General features: G+C 61.0%; 23 protein-coding genes. 9 read left to right on the top strand and 14 right to left on the bottom strand.

What is annotated here, in order from left to right; all coding sequences use genetic code 11:
- Positions 1-2: 2 nt before the first annotated feature.
- The 5 genes from ACILSQ_RS09245 to ACILSQ_RS09225 are packed head-to-tail and all read right to left on the bottom strand — an operon-like array spanning position 3 to position 3,370.
- Positions 3-950, bottom strand: a complete 948-nt coding sequence (locus ACILSQ_RS09245; protein WP_395743319.1) for a TlpA family protein disulfide reductase — start codon at positions 948-950, stop codon at positions 3-5.
- A 47-nt stretch (positions 951-997) separates the two neighbouring features.
- Positions 998-2,452, bottom strand: a complete 1,455-nt coding sequence (locus tag ACILSQ_RS09240) for a DUF1501 domain-containing protein (protein WP_395743318.1) — start codon at positions 2,450-2,452, stop codon at positions 998-1,000.
- A gap of 32 nt (positions 2,453-2,484) precedes the next feature.
- The gene (locus tag ACILSQ_RS09235) at positions 2,485-2,928 is read right to left on the bottom strand and encodes an HNH endonuclease (RefSeq protein WP_395743317.1); all 444 of its coding nucleotides are present in this window, start codon (positions 2,926-2,928) and stop codon (positions 2,485-2,487) included.
- Positions 2,925-3,158, bottom strand: a complete 234-nt coding sequence (locus tag ACILSQ_RS09230) for a hypothetical protein (RefSeq protein ID WP_395743316.1) — start codon at positions 3,156-3,158, stop codon at positions 2,925-2,927. The genes ACILSQ_RS09235 and ACILSQ_RS09230 overlap by 4 nt, the downstream gene beginning before the upstream one ends.
- Positions 3,155-3,370: a hypothetical protein gene (locus tag ACILSQ_RS09225; RefSeq protein WP_395743315.1), complete on the bottom strand. Its 216-nt coding sequence runs from the start codon at positions 3,368-3,370 to the stop codon at positions 3,155-3,157. The genes ACILSQ_RS09230 and ACILSQ_RS09225 overlap by 4 nt, the downstream gene beginning before the upstream one ends.
- 59 nt (positions 3,371-3,429) lie before the next feature.
- On the opposite strand from ACILSQ_RS09225, the gene ACILSQ_RS09220 reads away from it, so the two are divergent.
- From ACILSQ_RS09220 to ACILSQ_RS09205, 4 genes are read left to right on the top strand one after another with little or no spacing between them, the layout of a single operon-like run.
- A complete protein-coding gene (locus ACILSQ_RS09220) occupies positions 3,430-4,119 on the top strand; it encodes a hypothetical protein (RefSeq protein ID WP_395743314.1) in 690 nt (229 codons plus the stop codon).
- A complete protein-coding gene (locus tag ACILSQ_RS09215) occupies positions 4,116-5,144 on the top strand; it encodes an alginate O-acetyltransferase AlgX-related protein (protein WP_395743313.1) in 1,029 nt (342 codons plus the stop codon). The genes ACILSQ_RS09220 and ACILSQ_RS09215 overlap by 4 nt, the downstream gene beginning before the upstream one ends.
- A 13-nt stretch (positions 5,145-5,157) precedes the next feature.
- Positions 5,158-5,568 (top strand): MauE/DoxX family redox-associated membrane protein, encoded by a 411-nt coding sequence (locus ACILSQ_RS09210; protein WP_395743312.1) that lies wholly within the window; start codon positions 5,158-5,160, stop codon positions 5,566-5,568.
- Complete coding sequence (locus ACILSQ_RS09205; protein ID WP_395743311.1) at positions 5,565-6,599, top strand: threonine aldolase family protein; 1,035 nt, start codon at positions 5,565-5,567, stop codon at positions 6,597-6,599. Before ACILSQ_RS09210 ends, ACILSQ_RS09205 begins: the two co-directional genes overlap by 4 nt.
- A 1-nt stretch (position 6,600) precedes the next feature.
- On the opposite strand, the gene ACILSQ_RS09200 is transcribed toward ACILSQ_RS09205, so the two are convergent.
- From ACILSQ_RS09200 to ACILSQ_RS09160, 9 genes are all read right to left on the bottom strand, one after another.
- The gene (locus ACILSQ_RS09200) at positions 6,601-7,479 is read right to left on the bottom strand and encodes a hypothetical protein (protein WP_395743310.1); all 879 of its coding nucleotides are present in this window, start codon (positions 7,477-7,479) and stop codon (positions 6,601-6,603) included.
- A gap of 7 nt (positions 7,480-7,486) precedes the next feature.
- Complete coding sequence (locus ACILSQ_RS09195; RefSeq protein ID WP_395743309.1) at positions 7,487-10,111, bottom strand: DUF4838 domain-containing protein; 2,625 nt, start codon at positions 10,109-10,111, stop codon at positions 7,487-7,489.
- 133 nt (positions 10,112-10,244) lie between these two features.
- The gene (locus ACILSQ_RS09190; RefSeq protein WP_395743308.1) at positions 10,245-11,642 is read right to left on the bottom strand and encodes a hemolysin family protein; all 1,398 of its coding nucleotides are present in this window, start codon (positions 11,640-11,642) and stop codon (positions 10,245-10,247) included.
- A gap of 20 nt (positions 11,643-11,662) precedes the next feature.
- On the bottom strand, positions 11,663-11,914 hold the full coding sequence (locus ACILSQ_RS09185; RefSeq protein WP_395743307.1) for an FmdB family zinc ribbon protein: 252 nt from the start codon (positions 11,912-11,914) through the stop codon (positions 11,663-11,665).
- 71 nt (positions 11,915-11,985) lie between these two features.
- Positions 11,986-12,255 carry a 30S ribosomal protein S14 gene (rpsN, locus tag ACILSQ_RS09180; RefSeq protein ID WP_395743306.1) on the bottom strand — a complete coding sequence of 90 codons (270 nt, stop codon included), beginning with the start codon at positions 12,253-12,255 and terminating at the stop codon, positions 11,986-11,988.
- Positions 12,256-12,442: 187 nt separating this feature from the next.
- Positions 12,443-13,231 carry a thiazole synthase gene (locus tag ACILSQ_RS09175; RefSeq protein ID WP_395743305.1) on the bottom strand — a complete coding sequence of 263 codons (789 nt, stop codon included), beginning with the start codon at positions 13,229-13,231 and terminating at the stop codon, positions 12,443-12,445.
- A gap of 11 nt (positions 13,232-13,242) precedes the next feature.
- Positions 13,243-13,545 (bottom strand): type II toxin-antitoxin system RelE/ParE family toxin, encoded by a 303-nt coding sequence (locus ACILSQ_RS09170; protein WP_395743304.1) that lies wholly within the window; start codon positions 13,543-13,545, stop codon positions 13,243-13,245.
- Complete coding sequence (locus ACILSQ_RS09165; protein ID WP_395743303.1) at positions 13,542-13,802, bottom strand: hypothetical protein; 261 nt, start codon at positions 13,800-13,802, stop codon at positions 13,542-13,544. The genes ACILSQ_RS09170 and ACILSQ_RS09165 overlap by 4 nt, the downstream gene beginning before the upstream one ends.
- Before the next feature lie 29 nt (positions 13,803-13,831).
- On the bottom strand, positions 13,832-14,701 hold the full coding sequence (locus ACILSQ_RS09160; protein WP_395743302.1) for a chlorite dismutase family protein: 870 nt from the start codon (positions 14,699-14,701) through the stop codon (positions 13,832-13,834).
- Positions 14,702-14,943: 242 nt separating this feature from the next.
- Here ACILSQ_RS09160 and ACILSQ_RS09155 point away from each other — a divergent pair, with 242 nt between their 5' ends.
- The 5 genes from ACILSQ_RS09155 (at position 14,944) to ACILSQ_RS09135 (ending at position 23,310) form a co-directional block, all read left to right on the top strand.
- Positions 14,944-16,428 carry a PQQ-binding-like beta-propeller repeat protein gene (locus ACILSQ_RS09155; protein ID WP_395743301.1) on the top strand — a complete coding sequence of 495 codons (1,485 nt, stop codon included), beginning with the start codon at positions 14,944-14,946 and terminating at the stop codon, positions 16,426-16,428.
- Between the two features lie 345 nt (positions 16,429-16,773).
- Positions 16,774-17,919, top strand: coding sequence for an efflux RND transporter periplasmic adaptor subunit (locus ACILSQ_RS09150; protein ID WP_395743300.1), 1,146 nt, complete (start codon positions 16,774-16,776; stop codon positions 17,917-17,919).
- A 112-nt stretch (positions 17,920-18,031) separates the two neighbouring features.
- Positions 18,032-21,169, top strand: a complete 3,138-nt coding sequence (locus ACILSQ_RS09145) for an efflux RND transporter permease subunit (RefSeq protein ID WP_395743299.1) — start codon at positions 18,032-18,034, stop codon at positions 21,167-21,169.
- Complete coding sequence (locus ACILSQ_RS09140) at positions 21,162-22,592, top strand: efflux transporter outer membrane subunit (RefSeq protein WP_395743298.1); 1,431 nt, start codon at positions 21,162-21,164, stop codon at positions 22,590-22,592. Before ACILSQ_RS09145 ends, ACILSQ_RS09140 begins: the two co-directional genes overlap by 8 nt.
- 67 nt (positions 22,593-22,659) lie before the next feature.
- A complete protein-coding gene (locus ACILSQ_RS09135; protein WP_395743297.1) occupies positions 22,660-23,310 on the top strand; it encodes a tol-pal system YbgF family protein in 651 nt (216 codons plus the stop codon).
- Positions 23,311-23,314 lie beyond the last annotated feature (4 nt).

Here is a 23,314-nt window from a genome sequence, read left to right as displayed (position 1 = left end):
CCTTATTCCGCCAGCAGCTTTTTGACCTGCGCCTCCAGGCCCTCAAAGGCCGTCGTGCTCACGACCACGCCTTTTTTATTCAAGAGCCACATAGTGGGAATGGATTCGAGATTGAACCTGACGAACAGCTCATTCTCCGTGCCTTTGCCGTCGAAGTACTGCGGCCATTCGACGCCCTTCTCTTTAACAAACGCCTCCAGCTCCGCCTTGTCGCCATCAAGCGAGACGCCAATGACCTCAAAGCCCTGGGCGTGCAGTTCTTTGTAGAGCTTCAGCACGGCGGGAAGCTCTTCGACACAAGGTCCGCACCAGGTGGCCCAGAAGTCGATGAGGATGACTTTGCCCTGCAGCTTGCTCACATCCACCTCGCGGCCGTCCACCGCGGTGAACTTCAGGCCGAGCGGTTTGGTCTTGAGATTGACCTCCTGCATTTTGACTTCCACCAGCCTGTTCAGCTTCTCCTCAGGGAAATCCTTCAGGTGCTTCTCGGCCTTGGCGACCCATGCAACGGGGTCTCCGCCCGGCGCCAGCGCCGTGTCAGATGCGATCATGACCATGGCCACACTGGCCTGTGACCTCGTCTCGGGCTTCGCGTCCGTGGCTTTGATGACCTCCTCCAGACTAACGAGCTCTTTCTCAGGCGCAGGGGCGCCGGCCAGCTCGCGCACGCGTCCCAGCATCGCGGCAAACAGCGCCACATCCCAGCGTTCCGGGCTGGTGGGCGCTGCCTTCATGGCGGCGGCATAAGCCGCGTCAAAATCCGCCAGGCTGTGCTTCAGCATGATCCGCGCCGTTTCACTCGTCTGCGGGTTTTCCTTCGGGTTCTTGATGGTTTCGATGATCTCGCCGACCTTCTTCCATTCGGCATCGCCGTCGGCGGCACGAAGAGATGGGGAAACAGCCAGGACCAAAGTCGTGACACCAATGCAGAGATGACGGAAGGCGTTCATGGGGGAAGGGGCAGTCTAAACGGACGGAACCCCAGCCACCAATCTTTTTACGCGAAGATTTCCGTCACGGCTTTTCCTTTGCCGTCTTCCGTCACGTAGAAGGGCCGGCCTTCGATCTCAAACTCCGTCTTGGGGCTGATGCCCATGGCCGTCATGATGGTGGCGTGAAGATCCATGACGCTCACGGGATTCTTCGTGGCGATGAGCGGACGCTCGTCGGCGGTCTCGCCATAGAGGTGGCCTTTTTTCACGCCGCCGCCAAACATCACCACGCTGGTGCCGCCGGTGAAGTGGCGGTGCAGACCGTAGTGCTTCATCTCGCTGAGCGTGTCCACTTTGAAGGTGGTCTGATCATTGGCGGTGGAGCCGGGCTTGCCCTCCATGAGCGCATCGCGGCTGAACTCGCTGGCGATGACGATGAGCGTGCGGTCCAGCAGGCCCTTCGCCTCCAGATCGCGCACGAGCTGCGAGATGGGCAGGTCGATCTCCTTGTGCATGGCATCCACGGTCGTGTGGCCGTCCTTGTGCGTGTCCCACTGGAAGAAGGGCACGTATTCGGTGGTCACCTCGACAAAGCGCGTCCCCGCCTCGATCAGGCGCCGTGCCAGCAGGCAGCCGCGGCCAAAGCGGCCGGTGTCATACTTCGCGTAGCTCTCCTTGGGCTCCAGCGTGATGTCGAAGGCCTCGCGCTCCTTTGCGCTGAGCAGGCGGTAGGCGTTGTCCATGCTGCGCAGCATGGACTCCTGCTGGTAGTCGCTCATGAACTCGCGCTGCGGGCTTTGATCGACCAGCTTGCGGAAAAGGCGGTCGCGGTTGGCGAAGCGGTTCGCATCCATGCCCTTCGGCGGCTTTACGGACTGCGCGGCCTCCTCAGGAAACGGGAGGTTCATGGGGCCAAACTCGCTGCCAAAAAATCCCGCGGTGGTGAAGGCCTTCAGCTCTTCGCTTTCGCCCACGCCTTCCAGCCGCTGGCCGATGTTGATGAAGGCGGGCATCACCTGATTGCGCGGGCCGAGCACCTTCGCCATCCAGGAGCCGATGTGCGGGCAGGCCACCGTCTGCGGCGGCACGTAGCCGGTGTGCCAGTGGTACTGATGGCGTGAGTGGAGAATGCTGCCGAGGTCCGGCTGCACCGCGCTGCGGATCAGCGTCGCGCGGTCCATCACCTGCGCGATGTTTTCCAGGCCCTGGCAGATCTTGATGCCATCCACGTTCGTGTTGATGGCGGGAAAGGTGCTGAGCATGCGCTTCACCTCCAGGCCCTTCTCAAAAGGAAGGTAGCCTTTCGGATCAAAGGTATCCGGCGCGGCCATTCCACCTGCCATCCAGAGGAGAATGCAGGCATCAGCCCGTGCCGGAGGGTGCGTGACTTTTTCACCCGTCTTGGCCCAGATGGCGCGCGGCTCGCCGGTCATCCACGCGGCCGTGCCCGCGGCGGCGAGCTTCTTCAAAAATTCGCGGCGGACGAGGTGTTCGGGGAGGCTGGGATCGATGTCGTGCATGACAGTAGTTAAAACGCCTGATGAGAGGGAATTTAGTCACGAAGAAGCGTCATCGCCTCGATGCTGGGAAAATCTCCCGCTCTCAATAACATGCGCCGCTCCAGCAAGCGCTCGCGACTGTTAAATCCGAAAATCTTGCACGTAACCTCTCCAACCTCAGTGATGGGATGGATCGCTCCGTTGTCCTCCAGCCGGAAGTGCTCGCCCCATTGGTCCTTGCGCGGATGGTAAAAGCGGATGAGCGAACCCTCATGGCGGGTGAGGGACCCGAGATCAGTGCCCTTGGCGTTGTTACAGATGGCACATGCGAGAGCGAGATTTTCGAAAGCGGTTCGTCCGCCGTGTTTGCGGCTGATGATGTGATCGATTTGATGCGAATACCAGGCCTGCCGCTGATGAATGAGACAGTATTCACAAACGTTGTATGCCCTGCTCATCACCCTCTCGCGCAGGGCGGCTGGCACAGCATCTCTCATGCTGAAACGGACATTTGACGAGCTCGCGCCTTGGCCATCCTCATCATGTGTTCGATTTGCAGGCAATGATCGAGCTCGGCTCGCTCCGCCTTCGTGATTTCGCCCTCTTTGCTCTTCTGCACGAGCAGCTCAACCCTACGGGAGGCGGCCTTCGAGGGACGGAAAGCCGCCAGTTTCTCCGGCCCCGCCGTCTTGGCGATGAAGGTGGCGATTTCCTCGTACAGTTTCATGGCTGAAGCTTAACAGAACACGCCTCAAATTCAAGACCTGGATACCGGCCGCTCTGCATACGCACGTCTTCTTTCCCGGCCTCGCCAAGCATAATGGCTTGGTCTTCGATGCGTCCGGCAGGCACCTTGCCCTCCTCCCGCCAGGCTGCAGAAAAAAGCCGGAAAATGGCACAGGGCAGCGGCAAACGACGACATGCGGCGTAGACTGTCATCAACATCCCCAAGATTCCGGGATTGACGTGCGTCTAGCCATCGCCATTTCCATACCCTTGTGCTGATCAGTCTCCACCACCTGCTGTTTGTGCTGCTGCCCCTCGCCCTGGCGGTGCGCGTTTGTGTCAAACCACGGCCGGCCCTGCTCGATGTGGCGCAGGGGGTGATGCGCTTCTGCCTGGGGTTTGGCAAAGGGGCGCTGCTGGTCGCTCCGCTGTGGGATCTCGCGGCGGTGGTCTTCCGCGGCGGGCCGGAGAGCCTGGGAACCAGCGTGGCCTGGATGGGATTTCTGGGGCTGCTGCTGAGCTCGTATTTCGCATTCACCGCTGTGGGCGATGTGCTCGCCGGGCTGGGCGGGATGCTTGGGTTCAAGGTGCCGGAGCCGGTGCAGGAGGCGCTGACGCTGCGGCGTTTCACACGGGGAAACTGGCTGCGGCTGATCCTGCTCCTGCTGGGCCTCACCGTCGTCGCAGCCCTGGTGCAAACTTGGTCGTTCGGAAACACCTGGCTGCACCTGAAGGCATTGTTTGCGCCTCCACCACGCACGGTGGCCACTTTGATTCAGCAGGCGCGGGTGCGCACGGATTTCCATGTTCTCACGATCGTCGCCGGACTGGTCTGCTTCATCGCGCTGCCGCATTCGCGCGACTTTGTGCGTGAGCCGGCGCCATGGAAGGCGACGATCTGCCTGCTCCTTTTCACCTTTGCCGTGGCGATGCTGTGGACGCACGCCGCCCCCATGTCATGAAGCCGACGCCGCCACCGATCCTCCCCGTCAAGCGCACCGTGGTGCCGGCCGAGCCGGAGCTGAGTTCCCGGGCTGCGCTGAACATTGTGCGCATCTTTGTCGTGCTGTTGATCATTCCGCTGCTGTTTGAGGTGGCGTCCTGGTTCAGCGCGTCCAAAACGAATCTGGCCGCCGCCACGGTGCGCAGCGGCATGCAGTGGGTGCTGATGCATGCGCTGACGGAGGGCAACCGCGCCGTGTTTCTCGGGCGCGAGGGCTGGCTGTTTGAGCAGGGTGAACTGGACCGCTGGGCGCACGCCACGCGCCCTGGCAATGATGTGAAGGCTGATTTGATCAAGCTGGCGGCCCGGCTGAAGGCGCAGGACACGCCGCTGATGGTGGTGGCAATTCCGGACCGCATCACGATTTACCCCGAGCAGATCCGCCCCGGCCGCTTTCTGGATGTGGTGCGCATGAAAGATGAAGCGGGAAGGCTGGCCGAGCTGAAGGCGGCGGGCATCGATGTGATGGACATGACCGAGGCGCTGTGGGAGTTCCGCGACAGGCAGCCGGTCTTCTTTCCCCACGACAGCCACTGGACCCCGGAGGCGATGAAGGGCGTGGCGCTGGCTGTGAACCGGCACATTCAGGAGAAGTTTCCGCGGCTGAGCAGCACGGACACTCCCGTGATCAATGCCACGATCCTCGGCCACAGCGACGCGGGTGATCTGGCGCGCCGGCTGGATCCGCTGCATGCGGCCGGGATGATGGGCGTGGAAACCGCCGACCTGGTTTCGATCCAGGGCATTGAGCCGGACGAGAATTCCCCCATCGTGCTGCATGGCGGCGAGCTGATGCGTGTTTATGATGACGCCCGGCTCAGCTTTGGGGGCGGCGGTGATCCACCGAACGCCGGATTTGTCACGCAGCTTTCCACTTTGGTGGGACGCCCCCTGGATGTGCGGGATCTGCCACGGGCGAATGAAAGCTACGAAGACAAGAAGCTGGTCATCATTCTGTTGCCGATGGCGGAACTGGTGCCGTAAGGTGGGCCGAACCATGCTGCGACTTGTCCTTCACTTCTTTTTCGGCGGCGTCTTTGTGTACGCCGGAGTTCTGAAGGTGGCGGACCCCATGTCGTTTCTGGATGACATCCGCAGTTTCGACCTGCTGGGAGATCCCTGGGCCGCATGGCTGGCGATGGGGCTGCCGTGGCTGGAGATCTTTGCCGGACTGGCGGTGATGAGCGGCTTTCTGCGCTCCGGCGGGCTGCTGATCCTGAACGGCTCGCTGGTGGTCTTCCTCGCGGCCATCGGGATTTCATGGTGGCGCGGCATCGACATCCGCTGCGGCTGCTTTGGCCACGCGGACGCCACTTCGAATTATTACGACCTTGTCCTGCGCGACATCCTCCTGCTGCTCGCAGGGATTGTGCTGGCGTGGCATGGCAAACCGAAAGCCAAAGCATGAGTGTGGGACCCAAATATCATTTCGCCTCGGACAACACCTCCGGGATCTGTCCCGAAGCGTGGCAGGCGCTGGAGGAGGCGAACGCGGGCTACCAGCCCAGCTATGGCGCCGACTCCACCACCGCGGAGGCCTGCGAAACGTTCCGGCGTTTTTTCGAGACGGACTGCGACGTGTATTTTGTCTTCAACGGCACGGCGGCGAATTCGCTCTCGCTCGCCACGCTGTGCCAGAGCTACCACAGCATCATCACCGCGCAGGAGGCGCATGTGGAGACGGATGAATGCGGCGCTCCTGAATTCTTCAGCCATGGCTCCAAGATCCTGCTGGCCCGCAGCCCGCTGGGCAAACTGGATCCCGCGGATGTGGAGCGTCTGGCGACGAGCCGCAGCGACGTGCATTTCCCCAAACCCCGGGCCCTGAGCATCAGCCAGAGCACGGAGCTGGGCACGGTGTACCGCCCCGGCGAGGTCAAAGGACTCGGCGCGGTGGCAAAAAAGCATGGCCTGTCGATCCACATGGACGGCGCGCGGTTTTTCAATGCGCTGAACGGACTCAACTGCGCGCCCGCGGACATCACCTGGCGCGCCGGCGTGGACGTGCTCTGCTGCGGCGGCACCAAGCTCGGCATGGCGGTGACGGAGGCCGTGGTGTTTTTCAACAAGGAGCTCTCCCAGGAATTTGCCTACCGCTGCAAGCAGGCGGGCCAGCTCTGCTCGAAGATGCGCTTCATCTCGGCGCAGTGGCTGCGCCTCTTGAGCGATGACACCTGGCGCAGGCATGCGCAAAACGGCAACACGCTGGCCCGGCGCCTGGCCGATGCGCTGGGTCACCTGCCGGGCGTGCAGATTCTCTACCCCGTGGATGCCAATGCGGTTTTTGCCAAACTGCCTGACCGGATGAAGGAGGGGCTCAAGGAGCGAGGCTGGGTGTTTTACAGCTTCATTGGCGGTGGTTCACGCCTGATGTGCTCATGGCGCACCACCGAGGCCGATGTGGATGCATTTGTCGCAGATGCGGCGGCGCTGGCGTGAATCACAACGCCTCCGCCATCTGATCAAGTTCGCTGTTAATGCGGTCCTTCCACTCCGAGGGGATGTCGAGCTGAAGCACCTGATCAAAGGTCTCGATGGCCTTGATCTTTTTGCCGGAAGCGAGGAGCGCACGGGCGTAGGCCTCAAGTAGATTGGCTTTGGAGGTGACACTGGTGACCTTGGTGAAATCGGTGCCTGCAAAGGCTTTCACGGCCTCTTTAGCCCTCTGGCTTTCGATGAGCAAACGCGAGAGCGAGACGAGGCTTTCGACCCGCCAGGCGTAGTTCGCGGGCGTCACCTGGATGGCCTGACGGAAATGCACCTCGGCTTCTTTGGTTTTGCCCTGCTTCAACTGAAGCACCCCCATCTCGCGCAGCGCGCGCCCGCGCACACCGGGCTCAGCACCGGGTGCGTCCGCGGTGAGCTGCCATTGCTTCAGTTCAGCGGCGGCGTCCTTTCTGGCGTGATAGATCCCGGCGAGAATGCTGTGCGCCTGACTGCGGCAGCGCACGGGCCACGCCTCGATGTCCTTGTCTTTGACGGACGCGAGGGCCTCATCGTAACGCTCGAAATCCGCAAGCACGCGCAGCTTCGCGAAATCACGATGCGCAGGATCTTTGACCGCGGCCGCAAGTGCCAGCGACCGCTCTTGATTTTTGAGGGACTCCACGGCCATGTCGATGGCGTAGTCGAGATAGGTGAAGTTCTCCGCAGCGTCGTCGGTCTTCGCCGCCATGCCTTCGAGCTTCTGAATGGCTTCGTCGTAGCGCTTGTCCGCACGCAGGCGTTTCACGGCGCTGAACTGGGTGTAGTCAATGGCGTGCGCGGCGGAGACGCCCAGCAGCGCGAGCGTGGCGGCGAGGGTGATGATTCGGGTCATGACAGGATCATTTGAAGGTGGCCTTGCCGAAGGAGGCGTCCCCAGGGATGTGCGAGGCGTTGAGTTTGCCGGTCCAGGCGGAAAGTTCGCGGCCGGTCTTCTGGCCTGAGGCGTCCAGGAAGTGGACGCGGCCGACATTCAAATACCAGGTGTCCCCGGACTTCGGCGGCTGGGTGCGCAGCGTTTCAAAGGGAATGACGGCCATGGATTCCCAGCGCTTCTTCGCGGGCACCAGTTTGGTTTCGAAGGACCATCTGCCGTTCCAACTCTCGTCGTTCCACCCGTAGCGCGGGTGCAGGTAGTCGGCGATGAAGCCGTGCTCCGCCTCATTGAACGAGGCCGGCTCGGGCTCATACGCAAAGTAGAAGTAGCGGGCACGATCACCCACGGGGGACACGTTGATGACGATGCTCTCCTGCAACCACAGCTCGGCATCGTGACCGCGTGGCGAGAAGTTCATCTTGTCCGCCGGCTGCTCGCCGCTGACGCGCACGTAGAGATTGGCGTCGTCACAAAGCACGCGGAAGCTGGTGGGTGCCTGCAGGTTGTCAGCACTCCCGCCCGGCAGCAGCGCATGCGCCTCGGCCTTCTCCCAGCGCGGTGAGTCGAGTGTGAGCGGCCCGCTGACACGCTCGATGGCGAGCGTGGGGCTCTTTTGCAGCAGCGCGTCGGGGGTGGCGCGCATCTTCGCCGTGTCCCAGTTGAACGGAGCACGGTCCAGGTAGCGGCCCGCATACTTCAGGTCGTTCTCCTTGGCGAAGCGATAGGCTGGATTCTTCTTTTTGGGATACTTTGCATCGCCATTCGCGACGCTCGCAATGAAGGCGTTCCGTGCGTCAATGGCGTCGAGAAGCTGCGTGATGGAAGCAGCATTGTTCATGGCCTGATGATTACGCCAGGCATTCACCACGAGGGAGAGGTGCTTGAGGAAATCGAACTCGTAACGCACGATGTCGATCCTGCGCCGCACTTCAGGCAGCTGCACGCTGCTCTCCGCCGCGGCCAGATCTTCCTCCAGCGAGTTGATCACATCCGGTGTCCACAACGTTCCGAGCGCGAAAATCGGATCACGACCGGATTGATAGGCGTAAGTCCGGATCATCTGCCACAGCTCCACGCGCTTTTGCAGGCTGGTGAAAAAGCGGTGCATCGGGTTCTCACACTCGCGGAAGGCCGCCTGCAAATACTCGTCGAAGAGCTGGCTCGCGGTCTGGCGGGTGGGATCAATGCCGAGCCGCAGATACACATAGATGTTCGGCCCTTCGAGCCCCCACTGGCCGCCACCGGGGCTGCCATTCACCTGCACGGAGTGCACGTGATTGCTCACCAGCAGACGATTCTGCTCCGCGATCATGCCCACGGTGGTCAGCGGAGTGAGGCCCACGAGGTGGAAGTTGCCCCAGTTGTAAAGATAGGCGGAGAAGCCTCCGGGCACCTTGAGCTGATGCCACGCTTCGAAGGCCTCGGCGTCGGAGTGCATCATTTCAATGATCGTGTTCTCTGGAAATTCGCGGAAGGTCTGCGGCGGCTGAATGGTGGGACCGTAGGAGGTCATCATGATCTTCTTGCCGGGCCGGTCCTTCAGAAGGCGCAGCGCCATGCCGCGGTGCATGATCCACAGCTTCTCGCCCCAGGCGCGGTCATTGTGGTAGGCGATGCCATCGGTGGGTTTCGTCGTCGGCTTGATGCCATACAGCTCCTCGCATTCCTTGCACTGGCATGGGCGGAAACCATCTGCCTGCCCGAGCTCCACAATGTCAAAACCGTCATCGCACCGCGCGACGATGTGCTTGTAAATCAGTTCCTGCACCTCCTTGTTCGAGAGGCAGAGCTGCCCGTCGCCCGCGGAAAGCGCCGGCTGCCGCACCCCGGCCGTCATCATGAAGTACTCCGGGTGCGCCTTGCCATACTCTTTCATGGGCACCGCCGACGGATGCTGATGCCCGAAGCGCGACCAGATGCGCATGAAGCGGCGGGCATGGTTTGCGGTGTAGAACAGCTCCTCCCCATCACGCATGTCATGCTCCGCGAAATGGGGCGCGCTCCGCACATCGAGCGCCGGTGGCACATGGATGATGGACTGCGGTACGAAGGCCGTACCCGCCACTTCATCAGGCGAAAGAAAACGCGCGCCGACGTAATGATGGACAAACTCCGCGACGCCAAACAGCGTGCCTTCAAATGGTCGGGGCACGTCCTTCCCCGTGCTGCGTTTGCCAAAGAGTGAGTCTGGTTCGTCATGCCCCGCGATGATGACATTCGCGCCGACAACCTTGTGCGCATAGTCCCAGCCGCTGGCCTTCGCCATGTCCACGCCTTTCGCCGTCGCAAACTTCGTCGCCCCCAGGTAGAAGCCCGGGCGCCCTGCATCCGCCTGCGATTCCTTCACCACTGGGAGCGTGATCTTGTTCGCGGCGAACGCCTGCTGCAGCAGCTCCGCCGCCCGCGTCACGGATGATTCCGCCACTGCGTTCGCCGCCACATCCGGCACGACGATCTGATACTTCGACCTGCCACGAAACCCGAGGATCATGTCCTCCGGCGCATCATCGTCATCCGCATTGGCCTTGATTTGACTGAAGGAAGTGGCCGCGAAGGCGAAAACACAAACGAGCAGGATGAGCAGGCGCATGGGAGAAAGTCGTGAACAATGAGATGGAGGCCCCTGCAAACGAAGCCGCCGACGGCCCTTTGTCTTAAACTATGCCATATTCGCTTACCCGCGGCTTTTACCGGGTGTGCCACCTGTTGCGGGTGTGATGCCCTCACACACCTTCCGGCGCGGCGTCAGCGGCGGCAGCCTCTGCCGCAGCGCTGGAGAGGCGCTTGAAGTGAAGTTGCAGCACGCGGCGCAGATCGGCCTTGGTGGTGGTCACCTCGTAGTCCTCGATGGTCACTTTTTCTCCGACCTTGGGCAGATGGCCGAGAAGGTGCGTCACGTAGCCGCCGATGGTGGTGACTTCGTCGCTCTCCAGCTCGATGCCGGTCTGGTCGGCCAGTTCGTAGAGGTTGTAGGTGCCTTCCACGGTGAATTCACTTTCATTGATGCGGCGGAACTCGCTGACTTCGTGGTCGAACTCGTCCTGGATGTCTCCCACGATTTCCTCGAGGACGTTGTCGAGCGTGACGATGCCGACGGCGCCGCCGAACTCATCCACGGCGAGGGCCACATGCACGTGCTTGTCCAGGAAGAAGCGCAGCAGCTTGTCGATGGGCATCATCTCCGGCACCATCTGCAGCTCGCGTTTGATCTTGCGCAGGTCGGGCTGCGGCTTGCCGATGAGACCGAGCAGATCCTTGATGTGGATGGTGCCGATGGCGTGGTCGAGATGGCCTTCGACGAGCGGGTAGCGCGTGTGCTTGGAGTCGATGGCGATCTTGAGGTTGTCCTCAAAGGTTTCATCTGCGTCCAGCGAAACGACCTGGTTGCGCGGCGTCATCACATCGCGCACACAGCGGTCGTTGAGGGCCAGGGCGTTGAGCAGGATGTCCTTCTCCGTCTCCGTCACCTCCTTGGATTTCTGGCTCTCCGCCACGATGTGGCGCAGCTCTTCTTCGGAGTGGGCGATCTCGTGCTCAGACACGGCGGTGATGCCCAGAAAGCGCAGCACCACATTGGTGCTGGCGCTGAGGATCCAGATGGCGGGCTTCAGCACGATGTAAAACAAATGCAGCGGACGCGCGATGAGCAGCGCGGTTTGCATGGATTTGCGGATGGCGAGCACCTTCGGCGTCTGCTCCCCCAGCACGACGTGAAGGTAGGTGACGATGGCGTAGGCGATGCCCGTGGAGGTCCAGCGGACGACGGTATCGCTGACAATGCCGAATTTGAAAAGGACGGGCTGCACCACGAGGGACACAAATGGCTCCCCGAAAATACCCAGTGCGATGCTCGTCAGCGTGATGCCGAGCTGGCCGGCGGAGAGGTAGGCGTCCAGATTCCGCGTCACGGTCTGGGCAAACCTGGCGCCGCGAGTGCCTTCATCAATGGCGGCCTGGAGCTGGCTGTCCCGCACTTTGACAATGGCGAACTCAGCCGCCACGAAGAACGCATTCAGCAGCACGATGGCCAGCACAATGACGGACTGCCAGAAGACTTCCGCAGAAGTAAAACTCCACTCCCGAACGAGTTCGGCGGAAGCATTGGCGAGCAGGGGTGTCATGGGGCGACGCTTTCAGTCAGTCACAGCTTCTCATAGTTCCCATCACAGCGCTTTTCGAGGATGGTGAAGCCGGCGGCTTTGGCGTCGGAAACAGAAAGGGGTTTGGTGATCTTCGGCGTGTTGAAGCCGGAAATGAGTTTTTTGACCGGCTGCTTGCACAGCGGGCATGCCTCCAGGGCGGGCCTGCTGATCGGGCGGCGCAGGTCGAAGCCTCTGCGGCAGGCAGGGCACCCTTTTTCAGGGTCTTCGGCGATGTAGGAGTAGGTAGGCATCAGAAGAAGAACGCTCCGCCTCTCCATGCAGCCGGAGTTATCCCACCCCGGCTGCAAGTTCGGTCAAATTTCTACCAGCTGGACTTCGTCACCCCTGGGATCATTCCCTGGGAGGCGAGTTCGCGGAAGGTCATACGGGACATCTGGAAGCGGCGGATGAAGGCGCGACGACGGCCGGAAACGCGGCAGCGGTTGATGAGACGGGTCGGGCTTGCATCACGGGGAAGCATGGAGAGGCCGACGTAGTCGCCTTTCGCCTTGAGTTCAGCACGCAGCTTTGCGTACTTTTCGACGGTTTTACGTTTGCGCTTGTCGCGCTCGAGCCAGCATGTTTTTGCCATAGGGGCGCGGAGTCTGCCCCAAAGCCTCCTTTTCGCAAGAAGAAATTTCTGCTGGCGGACGCCCTGATTCGCGCTAAATGCGCGGTCACTATGGTCATCTTTTACGGAATGTGTATCGCAGCCGCGCTGCTTTTTGGCGGCGTCATCGTCTTCACCTACCTGGTGAAAGGCTGAAGCCAGGCCCTTATCAGGGCTGCTGATACAGAAAAGTCGTCAACGGGCTGGTGGCTGAAGCCTCCGCCATGCCTTCGCTCAGGCCGATTTCGTAGGCGCTGCGGCCGGACTCCACGGCCATTTTAAAGGCCTGGGCCATGCGCACGGGGTCAGAGGCCACGGCGATGGCAGTGTTCACCAGAACGGCATCCGCACCCATTTCAAAGGCTTCGGCCGCATGGCTGGGTGCTCCGATGCCGGCATCCACCACCACCGGAACGGTGGCCTGGGTGAGGATGATTTCGATCTGCCGGCGCGTGGTGATGCCCTGATGAGACCCGATGGGCGAGCCCAGCGGCATGACCGTGGCAGTGCCCACGTCCTGCAGGCGGCGGGCCAAAACGGGGTCGGCATTGATGTAGGGCAGCACCGTGAAGCCCTCTTTGACCAGGACTTCCGCTGCCTTGAGCGTTTCGATGGGGTCCGGCAGCAGGTAGCGCGGGTCGGGGTGGATCTCCAGCTTCACCCAGTTCGGCAGGCCCGCCGCCACGGCCAGCCGGGCCAGGCGCACCGCCTCCTCCGCATTCATGGCCCCGCTGGTGTTTGGCAGCAGCAGGACGTTTTTCGGGATGAAGTCCAGGATGTTCGCAAAAGGATCGCCCTTTCCCGACAAATCCGCCCGGCGCAGCGCCACGGTGACGATCTCCGTCTCCGAGGCCACGATGGCGTCCCGCATCAGCTCCCCGCTGGCAAATTTGCCCGTGCCCAGCATGAGCCGGGAATGGAACTGACGGTTGGCGATGGTGAGGGGCTGGTTTGGCATGGGGCAAAAATTCAAACTTCACGCAGGCGACGACGAATGGTCTTGGGATCCCGGCGGTGATCCAGTACCGCCCGCACATGCACGCCGTCCAGTTCCATCGAATAATAAATGACGTAATAGGGAAACGTGCCTTGCACCACCATTTGGTGGAAACCTTGATGCCGAGGGTGCATGCCCCCAGTCAATTCCAGTTCCACTATTTTGGCCTGCAAAAAATCCATCACCTGATCCCCCAGGCCTTCCTCTTGAGTGTCATAAAATCTCCCCGCCTCAAAAAGATCTTCCAAGGCAGTTGGCCGCACATGCACAATCATGATGCCGCCTGACGTTCCTCGCGAAGCCTTGCGCGAATCTGCCTGAAAGCCTCTTCCACTGGAATTGCCTGGTCCAGTCCTTGAGCGTGCAGCTTTTCACGTTCCTGTAAAATTTCCCAATGGCTTTCAGGGATGATGGCTTCCTCAGTCGATTGAACGATGGTTTCGCGCACACGCTCCTTTTCGTTAACCGACAAGCTCTGGAATAAATGAAGCAGCTCCTGCGCAGCCGGTGTGAATGTGGCAGTGGAAGTCATAGGGCAAAATATGCATTGCCACGTACAAATCAACTCAGCATCACCCGCTGCAGCAGCTCGCCCGTCGGGGTCTGGATGCCGATGTAGAAGTCGCCAAATTCACCATACTGGGTGGTGACTTCGTCAAAGCGCATCTCATAGACGATGCTTTTGATCTGGAACATGTCGTGCGCGAAGAGGGTCACACCCCATTCGTGGCTGTCCAGGCCGGTGGAGCCGGTGATGAGCTGGCGCACCTTGCCGGAGTACTTGCGGCCCGTTTTGGCGTGGCCGCCCATGAGTTCACGGCGTTTGGCAAAGTCATTGGCGTACCAGTTCGCGCCCACGTTGCGGCGCTTGCTCATGGGATAGAAGCAGAAGACCTGCCAGTCGGGCATGTTCGGGTAGAGGCGGTCGTTGAAATACTTCGTCATGTGGCCCTTCCATTCGGCCAGGCGTTTGTCGAAGGCCTCGGTGCCGGGCGTGAGATTCTCCGCCTTTTCCAGCTGCACCTTGAACTCCTCCTCGCTCTGCGAGTACTCCGTCCACTCCGTCATCGAAAGGTAGCTGTAGGCCGGGGTCAGCACATCCGCGCCCAGCGCCAGGGTGATCTGCTTTTCAAAGCGCTGGGAGTCGTGCAGGTCCGGGGTGATGAGCATGAAGCCCAGCTCCGACTTCGGCGAAACCATGGCAAAAGCGAGCAACTGCGTGCCGGGGTGCTTGCGGATGGACTCGATGGTGCGCGTGAAGTTCTCGCGGCGCTCCTGGCGCTCCTCGGGGGTCAGCGCCGCCCAGTAGCCGTGATCGATGTTGAAAAACAGATGCTGCACCACCCAGCCCTCCTGCGCGATGAGCGGTTTGGATTCAGCGGGGCCGTTGGACGTGGGGAAAGAGGTGGGGAAAGAGGTGGGGATGAGCATGGGGGTGATTGGAGAACCGCTCCTCCCATACGCCGGAAATTCAACGGCTCAACGGGCGATCCTTGGCTTTTACTGCGCCCTGGCCCAGGATGTGAACGGCAGGAGCCGCAGAGCCCCGCGCTCATTCTTTCCGGCTCTTCATCAACGGGCCACCATCTCCGGCACTGCGGCGGTGCCGAGAAGACAGACAGCAGCAAGAATGAAAGTAGCGCTTTCCATAGCTGTAATTAGCATAGCCGCTCATGTACAAATCGTCGATCTCTTTCCTTCTGCTTCTCCTCACCCTCAGCCTCTGCCCCGCGCAGGAGGCCTTTGACCGGCTGACGTTTCATGCGGCGCCGAAGCCGCTGGCGAAAGAGGCAAAGACGAGCGACTGGCCGCGCGTGCTGGGGCCCACGAATGACGCCTGTTCGCCGGAGACGCATCTGCTCAAAACCTGGGCCGCAGGCGAACCGAAGGCGATGTGGGAGGTGCAGATGGGCGAGGCGTACAATTCGCCCGCCATCAGCGGTGACTACTGCGTGATTTTCCACGCACTGGAAGGCAAGGAAACGATCGAGTGCCTGCACCGTGAAACCGGCAAGCGTTTCTGGTCGCAGGCCTATCCCATTTCGTATCAGGACCGCTACGGCTTTGGCAACGGGCCGCGCGGCAGCCCGGTCATCGCCGAGGGTGTCGTGGTGACCTACGGCGTGACGGCTGAGCTGCGGGCCTTCGACTTGAAGACGGGCAAGGCGCTGTGGGAGCATGACCTGCGCAAGGAATACCACGTGCCGCAGGACTTCTTCGGCGCAGGCGGCACGCCGCTGATTCTCGACGGGCGGGTGATCCTGAATGTGGGCGGGAAAAAGGCGCCGATCGAAGACAGCGAAGGACTGCGCGACCGCAAGGAGCGCCTGGCCGAAGCGGGCGTGAGCGTGGCGGCGTTTGATCTGAAAAGCGGCCAGGTGGTGTGGACCGTGGAGGACGCCTGGGGAGCCAGCTATGCCTCGCCCATTCCTGCCACGCTGCATGGGCAGATGAAGGTGCTCATCTATGCCGGCGGCGAAAGCGATCCCGCAACGGGCGGTCTCATGTGCATTGATCCTGCCAGTGGAAAGCTGCATTCCAAATTTGCATGGCGCAATGAGGACTACATCCAGGCCATCGGCTCTTCGCCGGTTGTGGTTCCGGAGAAGAACCGCGCCTTCATCACCACCGCGTATCCGAAGGGCCGCCCGCTCGGCGGTGTGATGGTGGAGTATGATGCGGAGTTTCAGGCGAAGGAGGTCTGGCAGTCCAAAAAGCTCGGTGTGCACTGGATGAACCCGGTGTATCACGAAGGGCATCTCTACGCCATCGATGGCGAGACGGAGCCCAAGTCGCGCCTTGTCTGCGTGAATGCGGAGACCGGCGAAGAAGTGTGGGAGCAGCACATCGAGTGGGCGGACGCCGAATTCAGCAAGCAGACCGGCCGCGCCAATCCCACGCGCCTGAGCATCCTGCGCGCGAGCCTCCTGCGGGCGGACGGCGCCTTCCTCTGCCTGGGCGAAACAGGCTCCCTTCATTGGCTCGATCTCAGTCCCGCTGGAGCGAAGGTGCTCGCGCAGGCGCAGCCTTTTTATGCGCTCAATACCTGGAGCCTGCCTGCACTCAGCCACGGGCTCCTGTATGTGCGCCAGCAGGCCCCTGATCTTTTGCGGAAATCCGGCCCCCGCATTCTCTGCCTGGATCTGCGGGGTGAATAGGCCGGTGGCGTCCGGCCTCAACAAGATTTCGTGGGGACATCCCCGCACCTGTGGTGGCCTGCTCCCACAGAATGTGGTTCTTAAGGCGACAGCAATCTGCGTATGCCACGCTACACCTCTACGGAACCGCCGCCTCCGCCGCGCGAAAAGCGCCCGCCTTCCTCCTGAACCCGGACTGTTCGGCCCCATGCAGGCGCGCTGTTTTGTAGCGGAATATCCTACGTCAACAAATTGATTCCGCCACATCCTTCCAGCCGGTCAAAAAAGGCCGGTGCGAAAGCCATGATTTGCCCGGCTTTCACGGCGTTTTTCCACATGGCACATCAAATGCTGATGCATTCTCTCATGACCCCCTGTGAACCCATCATTGAAAAAAACGCCGGCCTGCGGGCGCTCGCCTGCCTGCCGCTTCTTCTGTTCATGATTTCATGCGGTGAAAACAAGACTGCCGTGAGCCATGAGCCCAGCAAATCCTTCCCCGTCATCTCCGGAGTGGTGATGGACGTACCCCACGGGCAGGAATACGTTGCGAGCATTCAGAACTCGAACTTCATCGAGCTCCGCGCGCGCGTCGGCGGGTACCTGGAAAAAATCTCGGCCGATGAGGGCCAGCATGTCTCCGCCGGCCAGGTGCTCTTCACCATCAGCAGCCATGGGTTTCAGGAGGAGCTGAAGCGCGCCAACGCCAAGCTCAAGGCCGCCATGGCCGAGGCCAAAATGGCGGAGATCGACCTTCAAAACAACCAGCTCCTGCTTGAAAAAAAGATCATCGCCAGGTCCGAATGGGAAATGGCGAAGGCAAGGCTGGACACCGCCATGGCCAAGGTGGACGAGACCAGCACCACCGTGGCTGATGCCGAGCGCAACCTCAGCTACGCGGAAATTCGCGCGCCGTTTGACGGCGTCATCAACCGCATCCGCACCAAGACCGGCAGCCTCATTTCTGAAGGAGACCTGCTCACCTCCATCTCCAATGACGGCGATGTCTATGCCTACTTCAATGTCTCGGAGCCCGAATATCTCGAACTGGCCAAGCGCAAGGACCTTGGCGTGGAGGGCAGCGTCATTCTGGAGCTGGCCAATGGGGAGATCCACCCGTACAAAGGCCGGATCGAAACCTGGGAAAGCGTCATTTCCAAAAGCACTGGAAACATCGCCTTTCGCGCCCGCTTCCCCAATCCGGAGCACGTTCTCAAGCACGGCTCCAGTGGCAAAGTGGTGGTGCAGTCGGAGCTGAAAAACGCCCTGGTCATCCCGCAGAAATGCACCTTTGAAGTCCAGCATAAGACCTGCGTGTTTGCGCTCAATGCGGACAACAGCATCCAGCTCCGCAGCATCGGCACCAAGCTGCGCCTCCCCAATCACTACTACGTGATCGACTCCGGCCTCAAGCCCACGGACCGCATCATCTTCGAAGGCATTCAGGTGGTGAAGGAGGGGCAGGTGATCGCCCCGGACTTCAAGGCCCTTGCGGAAGTCGCTCCGTTCTGATGCAGCCCGTCCGCCGCCAGATTGTGAAACAGCAGCAGGTGCGGGATGGCGGTGGGAAACACTTCCCCCACCTCCTGATGCCGCGCACCAAACCGATGACCCGAACGCCTGAATGATCCGTGAGTTTATCCGCAGACCCGTGTTGTCGATGGTCATTTCCATCATCATCACCTTCCTGGGTCTGCTGGCGCTTTACCAACTGCCCATCACGCAGTTTCCGAGCATTGCACCACCCGAGGTGAACGTGACGGTGGAGTACATTGGGGCGAATGCCGAAACGCTGACCAAGGCGGCCATCGTCCCGCTGGAAAGATCAATCAACGGCGTGCCCGGGATGAAGTACATGTCTTCACGCGCGGCCAATGACGGCGTCGGTGTCATTTCAATTGTCTTTGAAGCCGGAACCGATCCGGATGTGGCGGCCGTGAATGTTCAAAATCGCGTGAACAAGATGATGGGCGAGCTGCCGGAAGAAGTCATCAAGGCCGGCGTCCAGATCGCCAAGGAGGAAAAGGCCATGCTGATGTACCTCGATGTCACCAGCACCAATCCTGAACTCGATGAGATGTTTTTGTACAACTTCGCCGACATCAACATCCTCACCGAGCTCAAGCGAATTGAGGGTGTGGGTTTCGCGAAGATCATCGGGGTCAAGGAATACTCCATGCGCATCTGGCTCAAACCGGACAAAATGCTTACCTACAACATCTCGACGGAGGACGTGCTGCTCGCCTTGAAAGAGCAGAATGTGGAGGCAGCGCCAGGGAAGGTGGGGGAAAGCTCGGACAAGACCGAGCCGCACCTTCAGTACGTGGTGCGTTATGCGGGCAAATACCAGAATCAGGAAGATTATGAAAAGATCCCCATTCGTTCCAATGACGAGGGCCAGGTGCTGCGCATCAAGGACGTGGCCGAGGTCGAATTCAGCACCCTTTACTTCGATGTGGAGACCCGGTTCAATGGGAGGCCAACGGCCGCCATCCTTCTCAAGCAGCTGCCCGGCTCCAATGCCAACGAAGTCATCGCCAGCATCAAACAGCGCATGGCTGAAATCAAGGAGGCCACTTTCCTCCAGGGCATGGACTATGACATCAGCTACGATGTCTCCCGCTTTCTTGACGCCTCGCTGCATGAGGTGGTGCGCACGCTCGCAGAGGCCTTCCTGCTCGTGTCATTGGTGACGTTTGTCTTCCTGCAGGACTGGCGCTCCACGTTGATCCCTGTGATCGCGGTGCCGGTGTCCCTTGTGGGCACCTTCTTCTTCATGCAGTTGCTGGGCTTCTCCCTGAACCTGATCACGCTGCTGGCCCTGGTGCTCGCGATCGGCATCGTGGTGGACGGAGCCATCGTGGTGGTGGAGGCGGTGCATGCGAAGATGGAAAGCACCGGTGCAGGCCCGCGCCAGGCCACCGAAGAGGCCATGGGCGAGATCGGCGGCGCCATCATCGCGATCACGCTCGTGATGGCAGCCGTCTTCGTTCCCGCGTCCTTCATGTCCGGCCCCTCGGGCATCTTCTACCAGCAGTTCTCCCTCACGATGGCGATAGCGATCGTGCTTTCGGGCTGCGTTGCACTCACGCTCACTCCGGCGCTGTGCGCCCTCATGTTGAAAAACATGCATCATGCGCCCAGGAGCAAGAGCCTGCTCAACCGCTTCTTTGGCCTCTTCAACCGCAGCTATGACAAGGTCTCGGGCACTTACACGCGGTGGATTTCGGCGCTGGCAGGCAGGCGCACATTGAGCTGGGGCATCCTCCTCGGCTTCTGCGCGGTCATGGTCTTCATGGGCGGCAGGCTGCCTTCCGGATTCATTCCCAATGAGGACCAGGGCGCGTTTTACGTGGGTGTCACCACCCCGGCCGGCTCCACTCTGGAGCGAACCAAGGCCGTGGTGGATGAAATCCAGCACTGCTGTGAGGGCATCACCGCGATCTCATCCGTCTCCACTCTCGCGGGCGTGAACATCATCACCGATGCCAGCGGGGCCACCTATGGATCCTGCCTGATCAATCTCACCGGCTGGCATGAGCGATCCGAGTCTGTCAGGGCCGTGATGGACGAACTTCTTCGCAGGACCCGTCACATCAAAGATGCCGAGATTGAGCTGTTCTCACCACCCGCCGTGCCCGGATACGGCAACGCCAGCGGCTTCGAACTCCGCCTCCTCGACCGGACCGGAAGCGGCGATTTCAAAAACATGGAAAGCGTGGCCGCGAAGTTCATCAACGACCTGGAGGCACGGCCGGAGATCGCCAATGCCTTCACCAGTTTCGACGCCAGCTTTCCGCAATACCTGCTGCATGTGGACAGCGACATCGCGGCTCAGAAAGGCGTGACCACCAACAATGTGATGAGCACCCTGCAGACCATGCTCGGAGGTAAATACGCCACCAATTTCATCCGCTTTGGGCAGCTCTACAAGGTCATGGTCCAGGTGCTGCCGGAGTACCGCGCACGCCCTGAGGACATCCTGAAACTTCATGTCAAAAACGACCAGGGGGAAATGGTCCAGCTCAGCACGTTTGTGGAGCTGGAAAAAGTGTACGGGGTGGATCAGGTCACACGCCACAACATGTTCACCTCCGCTGAGATCAATGGCGAACCTGCCGCAGGATTCAGCAGTGGCGCGGCCATCCAGGCCATTCAGGAAACGGCCAGGGAAAAACTGCCGAAAGGCTTTGGCATCGACTGGGCGGGCATCACCCGGGATCAGATTCTCGCAGGAAATCAGGCGGTGTTCATCTTCCTGATCTGCCTCGCCTTTGTTTACCTCCTGCTCTCCGCCCAGTATGAAAGCTTTCTGCTGCCGATGCCGGTCATCCTCTCGCTGCCCACAGGCCTGCTGGGCGCTTTTGTGTTTTTGCTCTGGATGGGCCTTGAAAACAACATCTATGCCCAGGTGTCCATGATCATGCTGATCGGGCTGCTCGGGAAAAACGCCATCCTCGTGGTCGAGTTCGCCATCCAGCGGCAGCGCGAAGGCTGCACCCCGCTGCAGGCGGCCGTGGAAAGCGCCACCTCGCGCCTCCGCCCCATCCTCATGACGTCACTCGCCTTCGTCGCCGGTTTGAGTCCCTTGATGATGGCGTCGGGTGTGGGTGCTGCCGGCAACAGGACCATCGGCGCCTCGGCCGTGGGCGGCATGATCTTCGGCACCGTGTTTGGCATGCTGCTCATCCCCGGCCTCTACGTCATTTTTGCCTCCATCACTTCAACCTCCACACCCCCCAAGGAACCGGAACATGCGTGACATCCTGCATCTGAGCTGGCCTTTTCTAAGCGCGTGCTTCTCGCTCGTGCCGCTGATGTTCACCAGTTGTGAAGATCTGCGCCGCTTCGGGAAAAAGTCCGCCGCGCCTGCCGCCGCGCAAGTGCCGGATAAAACGGGCTCGTTCACCGGCGTCAGCCAGTGGCGCAGGCATTTCACGGATCCCCAATTGCAGGCGCTCACGACCCAGGCGCTGGAGAACAACCGTGATCTCAAGATTGCACTCCAGCGCATCGAGATGGCAAAGGCGCAGATCACCGCGGCGCGCAGCGTGCTGGCTCCCAAGGTCTCCGGCGTCGCCGGCGGCGGCCTTCAGCGCTACGGCCTCTACACCATGGACGGCGCCGGCAACAGCACCACGCCCATCTATGACGGCCGCATTGTGCCGCGGGACCTGCCGGACTACATGGTCGGCCTGCAGACGAGCTGGGAGATCGATCTGTGGGGAAAGCTCCGCAGCAAAAAAGCCTCCGCCACCGCGCGCCTGCTGGCGAGCGTGGAGGGCAGAAACCTGGTGCAGACGCGTCTGATCGCCGAACTGGCCACGGCCTACTATGAGCTGCTGGCGCTGGATGCCGAGATCATCAACATCGACGAGACCATCAAGATCCAGCGTGACGCGCTTGAGACCGTGCAGGTGCAGAAGCAGGCGGGGGCGGCCAACGAACTGGCCGTGCAGCAGTTCGAGGCCCTGCTGTTCAATCTGCAGGGAATGAGGATGGACACCCAGCAGCAGATTGTGGAGCAGGAGGGCATCATCTGCAGCCTGCTCGGAGATCCGAAGCGGCCCATCGCGCGCAGCAAGACGGGGCTGCAGTCCGCGCTTCCGCACCTGCCCGCCAGCGTGCCGGCTGACCTGCTGAGGAACCGCCCGGACATCCGCCGCGCTGAGTTTGAACTCACGGCCACGAAGGCGGACGTGAAGGCGGCAAAGGCGGCGTTTCTGCCCTCGGTATCCATCAACGGCATGCTGGGCCTGCAGGCCTTCCGGCCGAACCTCCTTTTCAATGTCCATTCGGCGACCTATTCCGCGCTGGGAGGGCTGGTGGCGCCCCTGGTCAACCGCCGGGCGATCCAGGCCGAGTTTGACCACGCCAGCGCCTCGCAGCTTGAGGCGCTCAACGCCTATCAGCAGTCCATCGTCAACGGCTACGTCGAAGTCCACAACCAGCTCGCCTTCATCCGCATCTTAAAGGATCTGCATTCCGTCAAAACCCGGGAGGTGCATCTGCTGATGGAGTCCGTGGGCACGGCGGCAGACCTGTTTCGCACGCGCCGGGCCACCTATCTGGAGGTGCTCAATGCGCAGCAAAACGCCCTGAAGGCACGGCTGCAGTTGATCGGTGTGACGAAGCGGCAGTTCCAGGTGCAGGCCAGTCTTTACCGGGCCCTGGGCGGAGGCTGAGGGGCGGCCGCCAATTTCGTGCTTGGCGGGAGACAGTCGGTTTGATAGCCTCGCTTTATCCCGAATCATGAACACCGCACTTGTCATCCGCATTTGTGTCGTCGCGCTGGTCCTTCTTGTCATCGCTTTGCTGTGGCACTTCGTGAAAGATGCCGGAGACGGCATGAAGCTGGTGTTTGTGATACTGCTGGGGCTCGCCGGCGGGCTGCTTGCGGTGAAGTATCTCATTCCCTGGCTGGGAGATGTGATGGGAGAGGCGGTGTTCTCCTCCGGCGAAAAAGTGGAGCAGGACCACATGACCAAGGCGGCCGCGCGCATCGCGCAGGGCGACTACCAGGGCGCGATCGAGCACTATGAAAAAATGCTGGAAGACAAGCCGGACGACCCCTTCCCCGTGGCTGAAATCGCCAAGGTGTACGCCGAGCGCATGCACGATCCGCAGGCGGCCTTGAAAGCGCTCGAAGATCATCTGCAAAGCAAGGACTGGCCGGTGGACGACGCCGCCTTCATCATGTTCCGCATTGCGGACGTGCATCTGACCCAGCGCCATGACTTCGAAACCGCGCGGGACATGCTGGAGCAGATCATCGGCAACTTCCCGAACACGCGCCACAGCGCGAACGCGCACCACCGCATGAGCGAACTCGAGCAGATGCAGTACAAGCTGCTGATGGAGCAGCGCGCCAAGGCGGGGGCTTCCGGCGCCACGAAGGCGTGATGGT

Source organism: Prosthecobacter sp. (assembly GCF_044227185.1).
Lineage (GTDB): Bacteria > Verrucomicrobiota > Verrucomicrobiia > Verrucomicrobiales > Verrucomicrobiaceae > Prosthecobacter.
This window is presented reverse-complemented; position numbering and strand designations above follow the sequence as displayed.

Bases quoted from the DNA above. Each gene is read 5' to 3' on its own strand.
- ACILSQ_RS09150 (WP_395743300.1), top strand. From the start codon at position 16,774: ATGACCCCCTGTGAACCCATCATTGAAAAAAACGCCGGCCTGCGGGCG.
- ACILSQ_RS09140 (WP_395743298.1), top strand. From the start codon at position 21,162: ATGCGTGACATCCTGCATCTGAGCTGGCCTTTTCTAAGCGCGTGCTTC.
- ACILSQ_RS09135 (WP_395743297.1), top strand. From the start codon at position 22,660: ATGAACACCGCACTTGTCATCCGCATTTGTGTCGTCGCGCTGGTCCTT.
- ACILSQ_RS09225 (WP_395743315.1), bottom strand. From the start codon at position 3,370: ATGACAGTCTACGCCGCATGTCGTCGTTTGCCGCTGCCCTGTGCCATT.
- ACILSQ_RS09160 (WP_395743302.1), bottom strand. From the start codon at position 14,701: ATGCTCATCCCCACCTCTTTCCCCACCTCTTTCCCCACGTCCAACGGC.
- ACILSQ_RS09185 (WP_395743307.1), bottom strand. From the start codon at position 11,914: ATGCCTACCTACTCCTACATCGCCGAAGACCCTGAAAAAGGGTGCCCT.
- ACILSQ_RS09195 (WP_395743309.1), bottom strand. From the start codon at position 10,111: ATGCGCCTGCTCATCCTGCTCGTTTGTGTTTTCGCCTTCGCGGCCACT.
- ACILSQ_RS09155 (WP_395743301.1), top strand. From the start codon at position 14,944: ATGTACAAATCGTCGATCTCTTTCCTTCTGCTTCTCCTCACCCTCAGC.
- ACILSQ_RS09210 (WP_395743312.1), top strand. From the start codon at position 5,158: ATGCTGCGACTTGTCCTTCACTTCTTTTTCGGCGGCGTCTTTGTGTAC.
- ACILSQ_RS09175 (WP_395743305.1), bottom strand. From the start codon at position 13,231: ATGCCAAACCAGCCCCTCACCATCGCCAACCGTCAGTTCCATTCCCGG.
- ACILSQ_RS09215 (WP_395743313.1), top strand. From the start codon at position 4,116: ATGAAGCCGACGCCGCCACCGATCCTCCCCGTCAAGCGCACCGTGGTG.
- ACILSQ_RS09245 (WP_395743319.1), bottom strand. From the start codon at position 950: ATGAACGCCTTCCGTCATCTCTGCATTGGTGTCACGACTTTGGTCCTG.
- ACILSQ_RS09230 (WP_395743316.1), bottom strand. From the start codon at position 3,158: ATGAAACTGTACGAGGAAATCGCCACCTTCATCGCCAAGACGGCGGGG.
- ACILSQ_RS09145 (WP_395743299.1), top strand. From the start codon at position 18,032: ATGATCCGTGAGTTTATCCGCAGACCCGTGTTGTCGATGGTCATTTCC.
- ACILSQ_RS09165 (WP_395743303.1), bottom strand. From the start codon at position 13,802: ATGACTTCCACTGCCACATTCACACCGGCTGCGCAGGAGCTGCTTCAT.
- rpsN (WP_395743306.1), bottom strand. From the start codon at position 12,255: ATGGCAAAAACATGCTGGCTCGAGCGCGACAAGCGCAAACGTAAAACC.
- ACILSQ_RS09240 (WP_395743318.1), bottom strand. From the start codon at position 2,452: ATGCACGACATCGATCCCAGCCTCCCCGAACACCTCGTCCGCCGCGAA.
- ACILSQ_RS09190 (WP_395743308.1), bottom strand. From the start codon at position 11,642: ATGACACCCCTGCTCGCCAATGCTTCCGCCGAACTCGTTCGGGAGTGG.
- ACILSQ_RS09200 (WP_395743310.1), bottom strand. From the start codon at position 7,479: ATGACCCGAATCATCACCCTCGCCGCCACGCTCGCGCTGCTGGGCGTC.
- ACILSQ_RS09235 (WP_395743317.1), bottom strand. From the start codon at position 2,928: ATGAGAGATGCTGTGCCAGCCGCCCTGCGCGAGAGGGTGATGAGCAGG.
- ACILSQ_RS09205 (WP_395743311.1), top strand. From the start codon at position 5,565: ATGAGTGTGGGACCCAAATATCATTTCGCCTCGGACAACACCTCCGGG.
- ACILSQ_RS09170 (WP_395743304.1), bottom strand. From the start codon at position 13,545: ATGATTGTGCATGTGCGGCCAACTGCCTTGGAAGATCTTTTTGAGGCG.